Source organism: Gluconacetobacter takamatsuzukensis (genome assembly GCF_014174275.1).
In the GTDB taxonomy this organism is placed as follows: domain Bacteria; phylum Pseudomonadota; class Alphaproteobacteria; order Acetobacterales; family Acetobacteraceae; genus Gluconacetobacter; species Gluconacetobacter takamatsuzukensis.
Genome location: NZ_JABEQK010000006.1, coordinates 161,202 through 178,690, shown reverse-complemented (window position 1 = coordinate 178,690; position 17,489 = coordinate 161,202). Strand labels below are relative to the sequence as shown.

The 17,489-nt window shown below is 68.8% G+C and carries 14 protein-coding genes; 10 read left to right on the top strand and 4 right to left on the bottom strand.

What is annotated here, in order from left to right:
- Positions 1–8 precede the first annotated feature (8 nt).
- The 8 genes from HLH27_RS09735 to HLH27_RS09700 all read left to right on the top strand — a co-directional run bounded on the left by HLH27_RS09735 (position 9) and on the right by HLH27_RS09700 (position 11,207).
- Entirely contained in the window at positions 9–1,019 is a 1,011-nt protein-coding gene (locus HLH27_RS09735) for a dihydroorotate dehydrogenase-like protein (protein WP_182949818.1), read from the top strand.
- A 108-nt stretch (positions 1,020–1,127) separates the two neighbouring features.
- Positions 1,128–2,495, top strand: a complete 1,368-nt coding sequence (locus HLH27_RS09730) for a bifunctional enoyl-CoA hydratase/phosphate acetyltransferase (protein ID WP_338029881.1) — start codon at positions 1,128–1,130, stop codon at positions 2,493–2,495.
- 84 nt (positions 2,496–2,579) lie between these two features.
- Positions 2,580–3,848 carry an MFS transporter gene (locus tag HLH27_RS09725; protein WP_246375701.1) on the top strand — a complete coding sequence of 423 codons (1,269 nt, stop codon included), beginning with the start codon at positions 2,580–2,582 and terminating at the stop codon, positions 3,846–3,848.
- 89 nt (positions 3,849–3,937) lie between these two features.
- Positions 3,938–4,927, top strand: coding sequence for an HlyD family secretion protein (locus HLH27_RS09720; protein WP_182949816.1), 990 nt, complete (start codon positions 3,938–3,940; stop codon positions 4,925–4,927).
- Positions 4,924–7,707 (top strand): ribosome-associated ATPase/putative transporter RbbA, encoded by a 2,784-nt coding sequence (rbbA, locus tag HLH27_RS09715; RefSeq protein ID WP_338029880.1) that lies wholly within the window; start codon positions 4,924–4,926, stop codon positions 7,705–7,707. Before HLH27_RS09720 ends, rbbA begins: the two co-directional genes overlap by 4 nt.
- Positions 7,704–8,831, top strand: a complete 1,128-nt coding sequence (locus HLH27_RS09710) for an ABC transporter permease (RefSeq protein WP_182949815.1) — start codon at positions 7,704–7,706, stop codon at positions 8,829–8,831. Before rbbA ends, HLH27_RS09710 begins: the two co-directional genes overlap by 4 nt.
- Before the next feature lie 47 nt (positions 8,832–8,878).
- Complete coding sequence (locus tag HLH27_RS09705; RefSeq protein WP_182949882.1) at positions 8,879–10,267, top strand: TolC family protein; 1,389 nt, start codon at positions 8,879–8,881, stop codon at positions 10,265–10,267.
- Positions 10,268–10,322: 55 nt separating this feature from the next.
- A complete protein-coding gene (locus HLH27_RS09700; RefSeq protein ID WP_182949814.1) occupies positions 10,323–11,207 on the top strand; it encodes an NAD(P)-dependent oxidoreductase in 885 nt (294 codons plus the stop codon).
- An 11-nt stretch (positions 11,208–11,218) separates the two neighbouring features.
- Here HLH27_RS09700 and HLH27_RS09695 read toward each other — a convergent pair whose 3' ends face one another.
- The 3 genes from HLH27_RS09695 to HLH27_RS09685 are packed head-to-tail and all read right to left on the bottom strand — an operon-like array spanning position 11,219 to position 14,675.
- Positions 11,219–11,992 (bottom strand): sulfite exporter TauE/SafE family protein, encoded by a 774-nt coding sequence (locus HLH27_RS09695; protein WP_182949813.1) that lies wholly within the window; start codon positions 11,990–11,992, stop codon positions 11,219–11,221.
- Position 11,993: 1 nt separating this feature from the next.
- Positions 11,994–13,718 carry a bifunctional protein tyrosine phosphatase family protein/NAD(P)/FAD-dependent oxidoreductase gene (locus HLH27_RS09690; RefSeq protein WP_182949812.1) on the bottom strand — a complete coding sequence of 575 codons (1,725 nt, stop codon included), beginning with the start codon at positions 13,716–13,718 and terminating at the stop codon, positions 11,994–11,996.
- A 33-nt stretch (positions 13,719–13,751) separates the two neighbouring features.
- Positions 13,752–14,675, bottom strand: a complete 924-nt coding sequence (locus HLH27_RS09685) for an MBL fold metallo-hydrolase (protein WP_182949811.1) — start codon at positions 14,673–14,675, stop codon at positions 13,752–13,754.
- Between the two features lie 108 nt (positions 14,676–14,783).
- Here HLH27_RS09685 and HLH27_RS09680 point away from each other — a divergent pair, with 108 nt between their 5' ends.
- Positions 14,784–15,440, top strand: coding sequence for a peroxiredoxin (locus tag HLH27_RS09680; protein ID WP_182949810.1), 657 nt, complete (start codon positions 14,784–14,786; stop codon positions 15,438–15,440).
- Positions 15,437–15,835: an ArsR/SmtB family transcription factor gene (locus tag HLH27_RS09675; protein ID WP_182949809.1), complete on the top strand. Its 399-nt coding sequence runs from the start codon at positions 15,437–15,439 to the stop codon at positions 15,833–15,835. The genes HLH27_RS09680 and HLH27_RS09675 overlap by 4 nt, the downstream gene beginning before the upstream one ends.
- 192 nt (positions 15,836–16,027) lie before the next feature.
- Here HLH27_RS09675 and HLH27_RS09670 read toward each other — a convergent pair whose 3' ends face one another.
- Complete coding sequence (locus HLH27_RS09670; RefSeq protein ID WP_338029878.1) at positions 16,028–17,488, bottom strand: efflux transporter outer membrane subunit; 1,461 nt, start codon at positions 17,486–17,488, stop codon at positions 16,028–16,030.
- Position 17,489: the final 1 nt, after the last annotated feature.

Sequence of the window (17,489 nt, the reverse complement as noted above, 5' to 3'; positions counted from 1 at the left end):
AAAAGATTATGGACCTGAGAACGACTTATCTCGGTCTCGAGCTGAAGCATCCGATCGTTGCCTCGGCATCGCCGCTGACGGCCGAACTGGATGGCATCCTGCGGCTGGCCGATGCGGGGGCGGCGGCGATCGTGCTGTCGTCGATCTTCGAGGAACAGATCGTCGCCGAGGAACTGGCCGAGGCGACCATCACGGATATGGGCACGGATTGCCAGCCGGAAGCGGCGGGGTATCTGCCGCCGGCCCCGGGTGGAAACGTGCTGGACGGACGGCTGGAGACGTTGCGGCGTGCCGTGGAACGGGCCGGGGTGCCGATCATCGCCAGCCTGAACGGCTGTTCGGCCAACGGATGGGTCGATTTTGCCCGCAAGCTGGCACAGGCGGGGGCCTCGGCGATCGAGCTGAACATCTATCGCGTGCCCGCCGACACCACGGAAAGCGGAGCGTGGGTCGAGGAATCGTCGCTGGAGATCCTGCGGCGGGTGAAGGCGGCGGTGCATGTGCCCGTCAGCGTCAAGATGGCGCCCTTTTTCAGCTCGCCCGGGCATATGGCGGTGAAGTTCGCGGAAGCCGGGGCGGACGGGCTGGTGCTGTTCAACCGGTTCTATGGGCCGGATGTCGACCTGACCGCGCTGACGGCGCGCGACGACCTGCATCTGAGCAGCCCGTACGACATTCGCCTGCCGCTGATGTGGGTCGGGCTGCTGTCGCGGCAGGTGCCGATCTCGATCGGTGCCTCGACCGGCGTGTGGAGCGGGGGGGATGTGGTGAAATACCTGCTGGCCGGGGCGGATGCCGTGATGACGACCTCGGCCCTGCTGCGCAACGGGCCCGGCTTTCTGGCCACGATGCTGGCCGACCTGCGGGGCTGGATGGAGCGGAAGGGCCACGACAGCGTGGAATCCTTCAAGGGACAGCTTGCGGCCGGAGACGAGCCCGACCAGGCGGCGCAGTTCCTGCGGGCCCAGTACCGGACGATCCTGACCAGCTATGACGCCCAGGCGGCTTCCCGACTATAGGGTCGGCATGGGTGGGGCGGCTTTGACCGGGATCAACGCGCCCCGTCTGTTCACGGTATCATAACAGGGAATTGATCGTTCATCCCCTTTGTCCGAAGGAAAATGCTGGTGGAAAAAACTCAGGAACTTGTGACCAACCGGCTGTTCAAGGACATCGCGGTCGGCGAAAAATCGGACCTGACCGAGATCCTGACCCGGGACAATGCGGACCTGCTGGGCGGATGGCAGCCCGATGGGGTGGGGGTCGAGGCGGCATCGGTCACGCAGTCGGTCGCCAGCGTGTGGATCGGCATCCTGATCATGCGGCTGGTCAGCACGCGCTTTCCCGGAGTCGGCAGCGTGGTGCGCAGCTATGCGCTGACGCTGGAAGGGGGGCTGGCGGTCGGCGATCGGGTGGTCGTGACCTGCCAGGTGGTCGCGAAGCATGACGAGGAGGCGCTGCTCGACCTGTCCTTTGTCTGCGTGCGGCAGGACGGGGGCGAGGTTGCGCGCGGCACGATGCAGATCGTGGCGCCCGAGGCGCCGCAATCGGTGGTCATGGCCTGCTCGTCGTTCGAGCATATCGTCACGCATCGGCGTTTTCGTGCTCTGTGCGAGCGGGCGGCCCAGTTGCCGATGCTGCCGATCGCGGTGGCGTATCCGTGCGACGACCTGTCGCTGCGTTCGGCCTGCGATTCCGCGCAGCGCAACCTGGGGCAGCCGATCCTGGTCGGCCCCAAGGCGCTGATCGAATCGGTCGCCAAGGAATCGGGCCTGTCGATCGACGGGCTGGAGATCGTCGAGGCCGAGGACCCGCATACCGCGTCGGCCCAGGCGGTTGCGTTGGTGCGCTCGGGGCGCGCGCGGCTGCTGATGAAGGGGGCCGTGCATACCGACGTGCTGCTGCACGAGGTGGTGACGCGGCCGACCGGCCTGTGCGCCGACCGGCGCCTCAGCCATGTCTTTGTCATGGACGTGCCGTTCTATGACCGGTTGCTGATGATCAGCGATGCGGTCGTGAACATCGCGCCCGACCTGCGGGCCAAGCACGACATTGTGCAGAACGTGATCGATTTCGCGCATGTGATGGGGCTGGTGGAGCCGCGCGTTGCCGTGCTGTCGGCGGTGGAGACCGTGAACCCGGCGATCCAGTCCACGCTGGATGCGGCGGCGCTGTCGAAGATGGCCGAGCGCGGGCAGATTACCGGCGGCATCGTCGACGGGCCGCTGGCGTTCGACAATGCCGTGAACCTGAATGCCGCCAAGATCAAGCATATCGAATCTCCCGTGGCCGGACGGGCGGATATCGTGATCGTCCCCACGCTGGAGGCGGGCAACATGCTGGCCAAGGAACTCTCGTTCCTGGCCGGGGCGGATGCCGCCGGGGTGGTGCTGGGTGCGAAGGTGCCGGTGATCCTGACCAGCCGCGCGGATTCCGAGCAGGCGCGTCTGACCTCCTGCGCCATCGCGCTGATCATGGCCCACGGCGCCGCCTGAGCGTGGCGCCGGGCGGGAGGATGTCTTTTTCGATTCGGTAAAATAACAAGAACCCGCCATCGCCTGGCGAGGGAGGATACGCCGATGACCATGGTTTCCAGCACGTTGCCGCCGGCCGGCGGCACCCAGGCGAAAGGCGGCTTCCAGGCCGGCTATGTCCTGGCCTGGGCGTTCTGCCTGCTGTTCTATTTCCTGCAATATTCCGTCCGTTCGGCGCCCAGCGTCATGATGGACGAGCTGACTGCCACCATGGGGCTGACGACGGTCGGGCTGGGGTCGCTGCTGGGGCTGTATTACTACACCTATTCGGCGTGCTCGCTGATTTCGGGCGCGTCGATGGACCGGTGGGGCGCCAAGCTGGCGATTCCGGTGGGCACGCTGGTGCTGGCCGTCGGCATCGCCATGTTCGGCGCCGGGCCGGTGTGGATGGCGGAACTGGGGCGCCTGTTGCAGGGGGCCGGGGCGGCGTTTGCCTTTGTCGGCGCGGTCTATCTGGCGTCGCACGGGTTTCCCGCGCGGTACCTGGCCACCGCGATCGGCGTGACGCAGTGTGTGGGCATGCTCGGCGGGGCGATGGGGCAATCCACCGTGGCGTGGCTGATCCATGGCGTCGTGACCTGGCGGTCGTTCTGGGTCTATGCCGGGGTGGCGACGGCGATCGTGGCGGTTGCGATCTATCTGGGGACGCCGCGCCAGAAGAAGAGTGAGTCGGGCGTGCATGGGTCCATGCTGGCGCCTTACCGGATCGTGCTGGGCAATCCGCAATCGTGGCTGTGCGGCCTGTGTTCCGGCCTGCTGTTTCTGCCGACCACGGTGGGGAGCATGACATGGGGGGTCTCGTTCATGACCCATGGCTGGCATCTGGCTTACCACGAGGCCGTCGGCCGGGCCGCGATGGTGCCGATCGGCTGGGTCTTCGGCTGCCCGGTGCTGGGGTATCTGGCCGATCATCTGGGGCGGCGGAAGCCGGTGCTGCTGGGCGGGATATTGGTGATGCTGCTGTCCTCGGCCGCGATCATCTATCCGCCGCCGGGGATGTTTCCGCCCTATATCCTGGCTTTTATCCTGGGCTTTGCGTCGGGTGCGGCCATGATCCCCTACAGCGTGATCAAGGAAGTGAACCCCGACAGCGTGAAGGGCAGCGCCACCGGGGCGATCAATTTCCTGGTGTTCGTGATGAGCGCGGTGGCGTCGCCGTTTTTCGGGTGGTTCCTGCAAAGGCTGGCCGGGGCGGCGGGTTTGACCGAGACGGTGTTTCGCGAGGGATTTTCGGTCGGCGTGGCGGGGATCGTGCTGGCGGGCGTGATCGCACTGTTTATCCGCGAGACCGGGGCGGCGGCGCGGACGGCGTAGCGATGGCCTGCCCTGTGCCGCCGCGCCTTACCCTCGGCCGGCGGACGGGATACGGTACCCTATCGGGATGAACGGAAACCGGGCCGAACATGTCGCGAAAAATCCTTGTTGTGGCTGGTGTGGCGGCTCTGCTGGCCGTTGCCTGTGCGGGCGGGTGGTGGTGGGTGTGGCATGCGGGGCAGTCCGTGCCGGGCCTGTATCATTCCAACGGGCGGCTTGAGCTGACGCGGATCGATGTGGCGGTGAAATATCCGGGGCGGGTCGGCACGCTGGACGTACAGGAAGGGGATCTGGTCGGCGCTGGCCAGGTCCTGGCGCGCGAGGACGATGCCGAGGCGCGGGCCCAGCTTGCGGCGGCCGTGGCCCGGCAGGGGCAGGCCGAGGCGGCGACCGGCCGGGCGCAGGCGGAACTGGCGGCGCGGACGCAGGCCGCGCTGCTGGCGGGTGACGAACTGGCCCATGCCCGGACGATGCGGCGGCAGATGCTGGTCTCTGACATGGAGGTGACGCAGCGGCGGACCGCGTTCGACGTGGCCGAGCGCGCCCGTGACGGCGCGGCGCAGGCGGTGCGGGAGGCCGATCGCGCGGTGGACGCGGCGGCGGCGATGGCGGCGCAGGCGCGGACGGTGGTGGGCGACATGGTGATCCGTGCCCCCGTCGGCGGGCGGATCGAATATCGCGTCGTCGAGGCCGGGAGCGTGCTGCCGGCCGGTGGGCGGCTCTATTCGCTGCTGGACCCCGTCGATCCGTATCTGACGGTGTTTTTTCCCGCACGGGTCGCCCGGCGGCTGCGGGTGGGGGACGAGGCGCGGATTGTGTTCGACGACCTGGAGACCGGGCCGGTCGCGGCCCGGATTTCCTATGTCTCGCCCGAGGCGCAGTTTACCCCGAAATATGTCGAGACGGCGACCGAGCGCGAGCAGCTGGTCTATCGCGTGCGGCTGCGGGTGGAGCGTGCGGCCCAGAAGGATCTGGGGGGCATGCTGAAAGCCGGGATGACGGGTGACGGCTATGTGCGGACCGAGCCCACGGCCCCCTGGCCGGCCGCCCCCGCCGGAGCGCGCCGGGCCGCGCCGTGAGCGATGCGCCGCCCTTGCCCGCCACGCTGGCCCCGGCATCGTCGGGGGCGGGGATACGGGTCGATGCCGTGCGGCATCGCTATGGGCGGACCGAGGCGTTGCGCGATGTGTCGGTGGAGCTGCCGGCGGGCACGACCATCGGCGTCATCGGGCCCGACGGGGTTGGGAAATCCACGCTGCTGGGGCTGATCGCGGGGGTGCGGCGGCTGCAGGACGGGCGGGTGGTGACGCTGGGGTGCGACATGGCCGACCGGCGCGCGCGGGAGGGTTTTCTCAGCCGGGTCGCCTTCATGCCGCAGGGGTTGGGGAAGAATCTCTATCCGACCCTGTCGGTGCGGGAGAATATCGATTTCTTCGCCCGGCTGTTCGGGCTGGATGAAGGGACCCGCGAGGCGCGCATCGCGCAGCTTCTGGAGGCGACCGGGCTGGCGCCCTTTCCGGACCGGCCGGCGGCCCAGCTTTCGGGCGGCATGAAGCAGAAGGTCAGCCTGTGCTGCGCGCTGGTGCACGATCCGGACCTGCTGATCCTCGATGAACCCACGACCGGCGTCGACCCGCTGTCGCGCCGCCAGTTCTGGACGCTGGTGGACCAGTTGCGCGCCCGGCGGCCGGGCATGACCGTGATCGTCTCCACGGCCTATATGGAGGAGGCGGAGCGGTTCGACTGGCTGGTGGCGATGAATGACGGCCGGGTGCTGGCCTGCGACCGGACGGAGGCGATCCTGCGCCGCACCGGGCGGGCGACGCTGGAAGAGGCCTATGTGTCGCTGCTGCCGGAGGCCGAGCGGGCGGGGGCCTCGGCCCTGTCGATCCCGCCCTATCGCGATCCGGGCGGGGCGCCGGCGATCGAGGCGGATGGGCTGACGAAGCGTTTCGGGAAATTCATTGCCGTCGATCATGTCAGTTTTCATATCGGGCGGGGCGAGATCTTCGGCTTTCTCGGCTCCAACGGTTGCGGCAAGTCGACCACGATGAAGATGCTGACCGGCCTGCTGGATGTGAGCGAGGGCGGCGCGAAGGTCTTCGGGCGGCCGGTCCGGGCCGGCGACCTGGAGAGCCGGATGCGCATCGGCTACATGTCGCAGGGGTTCTCGTTGTACGAGGAGCTGACGGTCCGGCAGAATCTGGTTTTGCAGGCACGTCTTTTTCGCTTTCCGGCCGAGGAGGCGGCGCGGCGGGCGCAGGCGGCGCTGACGGATTTCGCGCTGGAGGGGGTGGCCGACCTGCGGCCGGGGGGATTGCCGTTGGGCATCCGCCAGCGCCTGCAACTGGCGGCGGCCTGCATCAACGACCCGTCGATCCTGATCCTCGACGAGCCGACATCGGGGGTCGACCCGGCCGCGCGGGAGATGTTCTGGAGACATCTGGTGGCGCTGTCGCGCGAGAAGCAGGTGACGATCTTCGTGTCCACCCATTTCATGAACGAGGCCGCGCGGTGCGACCGGATCTCGTTCATGCATCGGGGCCGGGTGCTGGCGGTGGGCACGCCGGACGCGCTGGTGCGGGCCCGGCATGCGGCGACGCTGGAAGATGCCTTTGTCGCGTATCTTGAAGAAGCGATGGCGGGAGATGGGGCGGGCGCGCCGGCCGGAGACGCGGGCGCCGTGCCCGCCGGGGCGTCGCCCGGGCGGCACGTGCCGGCGACGGGGATTCGGGGCTGGGTGGCGCGGGCCTATGCCTTCGGGCGGCGCGAGGCGGTGGAATTGCTGCGCGACCGGCTGCGGCTGCTGTTTGCCGTGGGTGGGCCGGTGGTGCTGCTGCTGATCGCGGCCTTCAGCATTTCGTTCGACGTCAACACGATCCGCTTCACGGTCTGCGACCATGACCACAGTCAGGCCAGCCGGGAGCTGGTGGAGCAGTTCCGGGGATCGCCCTATTTCGTGCAGCGGGATTCGTCGCCGGATCGGGCCGCGCTGGAGGGGCGGTTGCGGCGGGGCGAGGCGGATATCGGCATCGATATTCCTGCCGCGTTCGGCCGCGATGTCGCGGCCGGGCGCGACCCGGCGGTGGGGCTTGCGATCGACGGGGCCGTGCCGTTCCTGGGCGCGAATATCCGGTCGTACGCCGAAGGGGTGGTCATGCAGTACGAGCAGGCCATGATGCGCGAGAAGGGGGTGGTGCGGCTGGAGATCTCGCCGGTCGAGGTGCTGCCGCGCTTTGTCTATAATCAGGAATTCCGCAGCGTCTATGCCATGACGCCGGGGATCATCATGCTGGCGCTGATCCTGATCCCGACCATGCTGACGGCGCTGGGCGTGGTGCGGGAGAAGGAAATCGGCTCGATCATGAATCTCTACGCCTCGCCGGCCACGGTGGGGCAGTATCTGGTGGGCAAGCAGATGCCCTATGTGCTGGTGGCGCTGGTGGCCTATGCGGCGCTGGTGCTGCTGTCGGTGATCTGCCTGGGGGTGCCGCTGAAGGGGTCGCTGCTCGCGCTCTCGCTCGGTGCGGTGCTCTATCTGTTTGCGGCGACGGGGCTCGGGCTGCTGGTTTCGGCGTTTACGACCTCGCAGGTGGCCGCGATCTTCGGGGCCGCGCTGATCTGCCTGATCCCGGGTGTCAATTTCTCGGGGCTGCTTTATCCGGTGTCGACCCTTTCCGGCCTTGGCTATGGGGTTGGGCTGGCCTTTCCCGCCGGCTGGTTCCAGATCATCAGCCTGGGCAGCTTTACCAAGGGGGTGGGGGCCGGGACGTTCACCACCGCCTATCTGGTGCTGGCGGCCTCGGCGCTGGCCTGCATGCTGGGGGCGCGGCTGCTGATCCGCAAGCAGGAGCCATGAAGCGCTGGTGGATCACCGTCGGGCTGCTGTGCCACAAGGAGGCGCTGAGCCTGCGCCGCGACGGCGTGCTGCTGGGGCTGATCGTCTTTGCCTTTACCGCCGCGATCCTGATCGTGGCCTATGGGGTGAAGGCCGAGGTGTCGCATGCCACGATCGCCTTCATCGACGAGGATGGGTCCACCCTGTCGCGCCAGTTGCGCGAGGCGGTGCAGGAACCCTATTTCCAGGCGCCGGTGCTGGTGGATCGCGCGACGGCGCGCGACCGGCTGGACCGGGGGACGCTGATCTTCGTCGTGGATGTGCCGCCGCGTTTCGAGGCCGACCTGCTGGCCGGGCGGATGCCGGCGCTGGATATCCAGGTCGATGCCACCGCCATGACCCAGGCGGGGCTGGGGGTCGTGTATCTGCAGGAGATCTTCCTGCGCCGGATCGCCGATGCGATGCCGCGCGCGGTCGCGGGGCCCGCGCCGCCCTTTCATCTGGTGCCGCGTATCCGCTTCAACCCGAATTCGGAATCCGCTTGGTTTACCTCGGTGATGCAGATCGTGACCAATGTCACCGTGCTGTCGATCATCCTGGTCGGTGCCGCCGTGATCCGCGAGCGGGAGCATGGCACGATCGAGCATCTGCTGGTGTTGCCGGTGTCGGCGGGGGAAATTGCCGTGGCCAAGATCGTTGCCAATGCGCTGGTGATCTTTGTCGGTGCCCTGCTGTCGCTGTTGCTGGTGGTGCATGTCTGGCTGGGGGTGCCGCTGGCGGGATCGCTCGGCCTGTTTGCCCTGTGCCTGTTTGCCTATGTGATCGCGGTTTCGGCGCTGGGGATGATGCTGGCCACCATTGCGCCCGCGATGCCGCAATTCGGCCTGCTGGCGGTGCCGGTCTATGCCGTGGCCTATCTGCTTTCGGGCGCCGCGACGCCGGTGGCGAACATGCCAAGCCTGTTGCAGGCGGCGATCAGCGTGCTGCCGACGACGCAGTTCGTCAGCCTGACACAATCGATCCTGTATCGCGGTGCGGGGCTGGAGACGGTCTGGCTGCCGCTGCTGGTGATCAGCGTATCGGCCGCGCTGTTCCTGCTGGTCGCGCTGGTGCGGTTTCGGTCCATGCTGGCGCGACAGGGGTGAGGAGAGTGGGTGTGAGACGATTTCGACCGCGCCGCCTGTGGCCGGCGATGCTGGCGCTGGGTGCGGTTCTTGCCGGTGGCTGCACCGTGAGGGACAGCACTGCGCCGCCGTCGCGGGTCGTGCTGCCCGCGCGGTTTGCCGAGGTACCGGCCATGGCCGGGTCGCCCGGGGATCTGGCCCGGTGGTGGACGCAATGGCATGACCCGGTGCTGGACCGGCTGGTCGAGGGGGCGCTGGCGGCCAATCCGGACCTGGCCGTGGCGCGCGCGCATGTTCGGCAGGCCGGGGCGTATGTGACGGTGGCGCGGTCCGCGCTTTATCCCACCGTGGGGGCCACCGGCGATATTGCGGGCGGGGGGCTGGGCTGGAGCAATCCGGCGGTGCCGGCGGCCCTTGCGCCCAATCTGGGCGATCCGGCGACGGATGGGCATCTGGCCGGGCTGGCCGCGGCGTGGGAGCCCGATATCTTCGGTGGTCGGCATGCCGACCTGCGTGCCGCGCGGGCGGTTGCGCAGTCGGTGGCGGAACAGGTGCGCGGCACCCGGATGCTGGTCGCCGCCGATGTGGTGCAGAGCTATGTCGGGGCGGTGGACGATCTGCGGCGGGTGGCGCTGATCGACCGCTCGGCTACCGTGCTGGATCGCATGGAGGCCTATGCCGCTGCGCGGATGGCGGCGGGACAGGCGACGCGGGCGGATATCGATTCGATCTGGGCGCGGCGCCGGGCGCTGCTGGCCGCACGGCCGATGCTGGTGGCCGATGCCGATACGCGGCGCCGGCGGATCGCCGTGCTGTCGGGTCGGCCGCCGGAGAAGGCGCCGGCCATTCCGCAGCCGGCCGCGTTCGCGATTCCGCCGGTGCCTGGGGGGATCGTGCCCGTGGCGGTGATGGACCGGCGGCCGGATATCCGGGCCCGTCGGGAACTGGTCGATGCCGCGCTGGAGCGGCTGCGCAGTGCGCGGACCGACCTGCTGCCGCGTTTCGGCCTGGAATTCTTCGGCGGGAACGGGCGGTTGCGTTTCGACGGCCTGCCCGGCCTGTCGGGCAGTGGCGGATTGATGGCGCTGACGACCTATCTGCCGATCTTCACCGCCGGGCGCATCCATGCGCAGATCGACGCCGCCGATGCGCGGCTGGACGAGGCGGTGACGCTTTATGACCAGGCTTTGCTGACGGCGCTTTCCGAGGTCGAGACGGCTTATGAAAGCCGTGCGGGCCTGGACGTGCAGGGGCAGGGCCTGTCGGCCGCGCTGGCATCGGCGCAGCGCGAGGCGCGGGACCGGCTGGGGCTGTTCGACGGGGGGCAGGGGACGTTGCTCGACGCGCTTCAGGCGCGGCTGAACGCCATTGCGATCGAGGATGCCGGAGTACGCTCGGAGGATGGGCGCGCCATGGCGACGATCAGGCTGGCGACTGCCCTCGGCGGGGGTTGGTAAGCCGGCGGGGACGTCCCCATGTCAGGCCTGACGGTTTGTCGTGGGGAGGTTGGGCATGAAGATCGGATTTCTCGGGCTGGGGGCGATGGGCCATGCCATGGCGCGGCGCCTGCTGGAGGCCGGGCATGAACTGGCCGTGTGGAACCGGACGCAGGCCCGGGCGGACGATCTGGTGGCAAGGGGGGCACGGCGGGCGGCCAGCCCGGCCGATGCCGCCGGTGGGGCGGAGATCGTGCTGTCGATGCTGTTCGACGATGCGGCCGTCGAGGCGGCGGTGTTCGGGCCGGAGGGCGTGGCCTCGGCGCTGGCGCCGGGGGCGATCCATGCCTGTTGCGGGACCATATCGCTCGATCAGGCACGGCGGTTGCGCGATGCCCATGCGGAGCGGGGGCAGGGATATGCCAGCGCCACCGTGCTGGGGCGGCCGCCGGCGGCCGAGGCGGGGACGCTGTTCGTCGTTGCTGCCGGGGCGGAATCCGTGGTGGCGCGGCTGGCCCCGGTACTGGAGGTGCTGGGGCAGCGGGTCTTTCTGGCCGGCGAGGATCCGGCGCAGGCCAATCTGGTCAAGCTGTCGCTGAACTTCCTGATCATGTCCACGATCGAGCAGATGGCGGAGGTCTTCGCGCTGAACGAGAAGGCGGGGATCGACCCGAAGACGGTGTTCGAGATCATGACCGGCAGTTTCTACAATGCGCCGGTGCATCGGAATTACGGGAAGATGATGGTCGAGCGCGTCTATGACGATCCTGGCGCCTCGGTGCGGCTGGCGCTGAAGGATACCGAGATGGTCCTGGCGGCCGGCCATGATTTTCAGGTGCCTTTGCCCCATGCCGCGCTGGCGCGGGACCGGTGCCTGGCGGCCATGGCGGCGGGGGATGCGGAGCGGGATTTCGTGGTGCTGACGGAGAATGTCCGCCGGGATGCGGGGCTGGCGCGCTGATCGGATGCCGGTCAGACACTGCGCCAGATCATGTAGGCGGCGACGCAGAAGATGATGCCGGCGAAGAAGGTGGTCAGGGCGCCGGTGGTGCCGGACAGGGCGCGGGCGGCACGCATGCCGCCGAAGCTGCCGGCGGTGCCGCCCACGATGAACAGCAGGGCCAGGGGCCAGTCGATCAGGCCGGATACCATGTAGCTGATGGCGGTGCTGGCGCCGAAGGCGGCGACGGCGACCAGGGAGGTGCCGATGGCGTTGAGGATCGGCATGCCGGTGGAGGCGACCAGGGCCGGGACGATGAGGAACCCGCCGCCGATGCCGAAGAAGCCCGACAGCAGGCCGGTGCCGGCGCCGCAGGACATGACGCGGCCCATGTTGTGGCGGTTGCAGGCCGCGCCGGGGCAGCCGGGATTGCGGCGCCCGCGCAGCATCAGCACCCCTACCGCCACCATCAGCAGCGCGAAGCACAGCAGCAGGCGGCGCCCGTCCATCGCCTTGCCCAGCGTGGCGCCCGCCACGGCGCCGACGACGCCGCAACTGGCGAAGATCGCGGCGCAGCGCCATTTGACGGTGCCCGCGCGCGCATGCTGCGCCACGCCGGCCAGCGCATTGACCGCGACCGCCAGCGCGCTGGTGCCGATGGCCACATGCGGGTTGGCGACGCCCACCACATAGACCATCAGCGGCACGGCCAGGATCGATCCGCCGCCGCCGATCAGCCCCAGCGTGAAGCCGACCAGGGCGCCGGACAGGAGCTCCAGCGCCAGGTGGGCCAGGTCGGCCGGCATGTCAGGCCTCCTGCGTCACCCGGGGCGCCACCATCAGTTCGTGCCCGCGCAGCATCGCGTTCCAGTACAGGGGCGGCATGATTTTTTCCTTGAGGAACCATGCCAGGCGCGTCGGCTCGGTGCCGCGCAGCAGCCATTGGGGAAGGGTGGGCTCCAGCCGGCCGCCATAGCCGAATTCGGCCAGCACGATCCGCCCGCGCTCGACCGTCAGCGGGCAGGCGCCGTAGCCGTCATAGGTCGCGACGGGGGGCTTGCCGTCCAGCGCCGCCAGCACGTTGACCGCCACCACCGGGGCCTGCTTGCGCACGGCGGCGGCGGTCTTGGCGTTCGTGGTGCCGGCGACGTCGCCCAGGGCGAAGACGTCGTCGAAGCCGGTGTGGCGCAGGGTGGCGGGATTGACGGCCACGAAACCGTCGGCGCCAGCCAGCGGACTGCCGCTGACGACCGGCGGCGCGACCTGGGGCGGGACGACGTGCAGCATGTCGAACTGCCGGTCGGTGCGCGTCGTGCCCTCTTCGGTCGTGCGTTCGAAGGTTGCCACGCGCCGCTCGCCATCGACCGCCACCAGCTTCGAGCGCAGGTGGAGGTCGATGCCGTAGCGCTCGATATAGGTCATCAGTGCCGGCACGAAGGGGGCGACGCCGAACAGGGCCGGCGTCGCGGTGTCGAATCCGACCCGCATGTCGTTCAGTATGCCGCGCCGGCGCCATGCGTCGCAGGCCAGGTACATCGCCTTCTGCGGCGCGCCGGCGCATTTGATCGGCATCGGCGGCTGGGTGAACAGGGCGGTTCCGCGCTTGAGGGCCTGCACCAGTCGCCAGGTATAGGGGGCGAGATCGTAGCGGTAGTTGGAGGTGACGCCGTTGCGGCCCAGCGTCGCCGCCAGGCCGGGGATGGATGCCCAGTCCAGCATCAGGCCCGTGGCCACCACCAGCACGTCGTAGGAGAGGAGGGTGCCGTCATCGAGCGCGACCTGCCGCTGGTGGGGCATGAAGCCGGCCACCGCCTGCTGCACCCATGTCGCGCCGGGTGGGATCAGGCCCGCTTCGGAGCGCTTCGTCTGTTCCGGCGTGAAGACGCCGCCGCCGACCAGCGTCCAGCCCGGCTGGTAGAAATGGCTGGCGGAGGGCTCCACGATGACGACGGAGATGCCGCGCCGGCGGCGGAGGATGCTGGCGGCGGTGGCCAGCCCCGCAGCCCCGCCGCCCGCGATCACGACGTTGAAATGGTGGGCCGGCTTCCTGGTGCGGACGCGCACGGTTTTTGCGGCGGTCCCTGCCTGTTCTTCGGCCGTGGGTTCCGGCTCGACCGTGGGGGGGAGGAACGGCGTCAGCAGGGACAGGTCGATGCCGGCGGTCTCGCCTGCCGCGAGGATCGCGTCGGCCGGCATCCTGCCGGCCTGGGCCAGCGCCCAGAGCCGTGCAGCCCGGCCGCCGCCCTGGCAATAGGCCAGGACCGGGCCCGATGCGGCGGCGAGGGTCTCGCGCATGTAATCCACCGCCGCTTCGTCGGGGATGCTGCCCGACGGGATGGGAATGGTGGCGAACGACATGCCCCGTTCGTGGGCCGCCCGCTTGAGGTCGTAGGCCGGGAGCTGCCCGGCCTGCTCGTCATCCGGGCGGGCGCAGACGACGGTCTTGAACCCCTCGGCGGCGGCCTTGTCCATGTCGGCGATCGACAGTTGCGGAGAGACGGAAAATGCGGGCGTCAGGGAACGGAAAGACATCGATGGGGGCCTCGGGGGAACGGACAGGGTCGGTCAGAGTGTGTCGATCGGGATCTTGATATAGCGCGTGCCGTTGGATTCGGGCTCTGGCAGGCGTCCGCCGCGCATGTTGACCTGCACGGACGGCATGATGAGGTTGGGCAGCGACAGCGTAGCATCGCGCGCGGTGCGCATGGCGGCGAATGTGTCCTCTTCTATGCCCTCATGGACATGGATATTGCCATGGCGTTCGGCGCCGATAGTGGTTTCCCACGCGAAATGGTCGCGGCCGGGGGCCTTGTAGTCGTGGCAGAGGAACAGGCGGGTCCTGTCCGGCAGGGAGAGCAGGCGGCGGATGGAGCGGTAGAGCTGGCGGGCGTCGCCGCCGGGGAAATCGGCCCGTGCCGTGCCGTAATCGGGCATGAACAGCGTGTCGCCGATAAAGGCGGCGTCGCCGATGACGAATGCCATGTCGGCCGGGGTGTGGCCGGGGACGTGCAGGGCGATGGCCTGGATCGACCCGATCGTGAAACGGTCGCCATCGTGGAACAGCCGGTCGAACTGCGAGCCGTCGCGCGCGAAATCGGTGCCGGCGTTGAAGACCTTGCCGAACACGTCCTGCACGCGGACGATCTCGGCCCCGATGCCCAGCCTGCCGCCGAGCTGCTGTTGCAGCCATGGGGCGGCCGACAGATGGTCGGCATGGGCGTGGGTTTCGAGCTGCCATTGGACGTGCAGCCCCTCGGCGCGGACATGATCGACGATTCGCTGCGCCCCGCGATGGCTGGTGCGGCCCGAGGCGGCATCGTATTCCAGCACGCTGTCGATGATCGCGGCGTCGCGGGTTACGGGGTCGTGCACGACGTGGCTGGCGGTGAAGGTCTGTTCGTCGAAGAAGGTCCGCACCACCGGCGTGGGGATAAGCCCCTGTTCAACATCGTGGATCTGGGCGGCCGCGGCCAGCACGGGATCGGACATCGGGGTTCTCCTGATAATTAACTGAAAATATTAATTATCGATTCATTGTTTATCTAGGAATTAAACTGTCTTGCGTCAAGCCGGGCGCGGGCCTTATGAAACGGGATCATGAGCGATCCTGTTTCTCCGTCCTGTGCCGGCCAGCCGGGTGTCTCTCCGAAGATCGGGGATGTGGCGCCGGATTTCGTCGCGCGGACCACGCAGGGGCGCGTGTGCCTGGGCGACCTGCGTGGGCGGTGGGTTCTGCTGTTTTCGCATCCTGCGGATTTTACGCCGGTCTGTACCAGCGAGTTCCTGGCGTTTGCGGCGTCCGCCGACCGGTTCCGGGCGATGAATTGCGCGCTGCTGGGCCTGTCGGTGGACAGCCTGTCGGCGCATCTGGCGTGGGTGGAGGCGATCCGGGCCCAGTTCGGGGTGACGATTCCGTTTCCGATCATCGAGGACCCGTCGATGGCGATTGCCCGGGCCTATGGCATGCTGGACGGGACGGCGCAGAGCAGCGCCACCGTGCGGGCGGTGCATGTCATCGACCCCGAGGGGGTGATCCGCGCCATTGTCTGGTACCCGATGTCGGTCGGCCGGTCGGTGGCGGAATTGCTGCGGCTGGTGGCGGCGTTGCAGACGGTGACGGCGGAGGACGTGCTGACGCCCGAAGGGTGGACGCCCGGGGATGAGACCGTGCTGCCGGCGGCGGAGACGCAGCAGGATGCGGCGGCGGCCGGGCCGGCCTGGTTCATGCGCACCCGGGCGGGCGATGGCGCATGAGCGGGCTGACGCCGGACGAGGTGCTGCGGCTGGCCGAGCGGCTGAAACTGTTTGCCCAGCCGCAGCGGCTGCTGATCCTGTCGCTGCTGCTGGACGGACCGCGGGCCGTCAGTGTGCTGGAGGGTGAAACCGGTATCGGCCAGCCGGTGCTGAGCCAGCAGCTGGGGGCGTTGCGCCGGGCGGGGATTATCCGGTCGGAACGGAAATCGCGTTCCATTTTCTACAGTTTTTCGGATGATGTGGAAGCGGGGCGAGCGCGAATGCTGCTTGGGCTGCTGGATGCGCCCCGTGCCCCGGCCCCTGTTGCGCAGCCCGGACGCGTGCGCGGGGAGCGGCAGGAGGCCGGGGCGGTGTTCGCACGTGTGGGCGTGCCGGGGGATCGACGCCCGGTTTGATGGGGCGCGTTGGGGTGCGGATGGCCCGTGGAGCCTGACCGGACATGTGGGCTGGTGAGCGAGAGCGCCCCGGAGGGGCGCGCCCGGCGTGTGTTTCCGAGCACCGAAGCGGAGCGGCCTGTATGGCCGTGAGCATCGGAGCACAGGAAGCGCGCGTCGGATCGCCACCAGCGCGCATGTCCGGTCAGGCTCCTACAGGATGTGGCCGCCGGGGGAGGCGGTGGGGCGTGGGGGGATGGTGCTGTTCCATCCGCCGCCGAGCGCCTTGTAGAGGGTGACGCTGTTGGCCATGGTCTGGAGCTGCGTCGTGATGCCGCCGAGGCGGGCCGTATAGAGGTCCCGCTGGGCGATCAGGGTGGACAGATAGGGGTCGTAGCCGGCCTGGAAACGGGTGATCGCCAGATGATATTGCCGGTCGTTGGACGCGATCAGGGCGTCCTGCGCCTGGCGCTGTTTGAGATAGGTGTCGCGGCCGGCCAGGGCGTCGGCGACTTCGCGGAAGGCGGTCTGGATCGTCTTTTCGTAGCGGGCGATTTCCTCCTTCCTGTGGGCTTTCGCGACGCGGAGCTGTGCCGTCAGGCGGCCGGCGTCGAAGAGCGGCACCGTGATCTGCGGGGCGACGTTCCAGGCACCCATGCCGCCCTGGAACAGGCGGGTGATGTTGTTGCTGGCGGTGCCGTTGGCCGCCGTGATCTGGATCTTGGGGAAGAATTCGGCGCGGGCGGCGCCGATATCGTCGTTTGCCGCGCGCAGCACGTCTTCCGCCGACAGGATGTCGGGGCGGCGGGCGATCATGTCCGATGGCAGGCCAGCCGGGACATCGGGAAAAGCCGTGATATCGTCGAGCGATGTCAGCGCCTGCAAGGATCGCATCGTGGTGTCGTCCAGCGGGGTGCCGACCAGCAGCGTCAGCTGGTCCAGGGCCTGGGCACGCTGGCGGGTGTAGATTTGCAGGCTGGTCTCGGTATCGTGCAGGGCGGATTCCGCCTGGGCGACGTCCAGCGCCGTGACCGTGCCGGTCTGGGCTGCCTGCTGGACGAGGGCGTAGGTGTGCTGGCGGCTTTCCAGAACCTGCTGCGTCACCAGCACTGCCTGGTTGTCCGCCACCCAGGTCAGCATGCCCGACGCCACGCCGGCGATCAGGCTCAGCTGCATGTTCTCGCGGTTCAGGGCGTCGGCCATGTAGCGGTCGAACGCGGCCTGCGAGGCGCTGCGGATGCGGCCCCAGAGATCGACCTCGTAGGCCGAGACGCCGAAGCCCACCGCGTATTGGCGCATGTAGAACGGGCCGCCGGTCTGCGACAGGCTCCAGATCCTGGCATATTCCTTCTGGACACTCGCCATCGCCCCGCCGTTGAGGGTGGGGAACAGGGATGCGTTTTCGATGTCGAACTGGGCGCTGGCGGCCTCGACCTGATGCTGGGCGATCCGCAGGTCGCGGTTGTTCGCCAGTGCCAGTTCGACCAGTCGCTGCATCACCGGGTCGCGGTAGAAATGCCGCCAGTCGGGCAGGGTGGCAGGGGCCTCGTTGCCGCCGGGCCATGCGGTGGCGACGGGGGCGGCGGGGCGGTGCCAGGCCGGGATCATGGTGCAGCCGGACAGCAGCAATGCGAGGCCGGCGGCCAGTGGGGCAAGGGGTCTGGTGGGCCGCACC

Coding starts and splice junctions, on each gene's coding strand:
- HLH27_RS09720 (WP_182949816.1), top strand. CDS start 3,938: ATGTCGCGAAAAATCCTTGTTGTGGCTGGTGTGGCGGCTCTGCTGGCC.
- HLH27_RS09710 (WP_182949815.1), top strand. CDS start 7,704: ATGAAGCGCTGGTGGATCACCGTCGGGCTGCTGTGCCACAAGGAGGCG.
- HLH27_RS09735 (WP_182949818.1), top strand. CDS start 9: ATGGACCTGAGAACGACTTATCTCGGTCTCGAGCTGAAGCATCCGATC.
- HLH27_RS09685 (WP_182949811.1), bottom strand. CDS start 14,675: ATGTCCGATCCCGTGCTGGCCGCGGCCGCCCAGATCCACGATGTTGAA.
- HLH27_RS09695 (WP_182949813.1), bottom strand. CDS start 11,992: ATGCCGGCCGACCTGGCCCACCTGGCGCTGGAGCTCCTGTCCGGCGCC.
- HLH27_RS09690 (WP_182949812.1), bottom strand. CDS start 13,718: ATGTCTTTCCGTTCCCTGACGCCCGCATTTTCCGTCTCTCCGCAACTG.
- HLH27_RS09725 (WP_246375701.1), top strand. CDS start 2,580: ATGACCATGGTTTCCAGCACGTTGCCGCCGGCCGGCGGCACCCAGGCG.
- HLH27_RS09700 (WP_182949814.1), top strand. CDS start 10,323: ATGAAGATCGGATTTCTCGGGCTGGGGGCGATGGGCCATGCCATGGCG.
- HLH27_RS09705 (WP_182949882.1), top strand. CDS start 8,879: ATGCTGGCGCTGGGTGCGGTTCTTGCCGGTGGCTGCACCGTGAGGGAC.
- HLH27_RS09675 (WP_182949809.1), top strand. CDS start 15,437: ATGAGCGGGCTGACGCCGGACGAGGTGCTGCGGCTGGCCGAGCGGCTG.
- HLH27_RS09680 (WP_182949810.1), top strand. CDS start 14,784: ATGAGCGATCCTGTTTCTCCGTCCTGTGCCGGCCAGCCGGGTGTCTCT.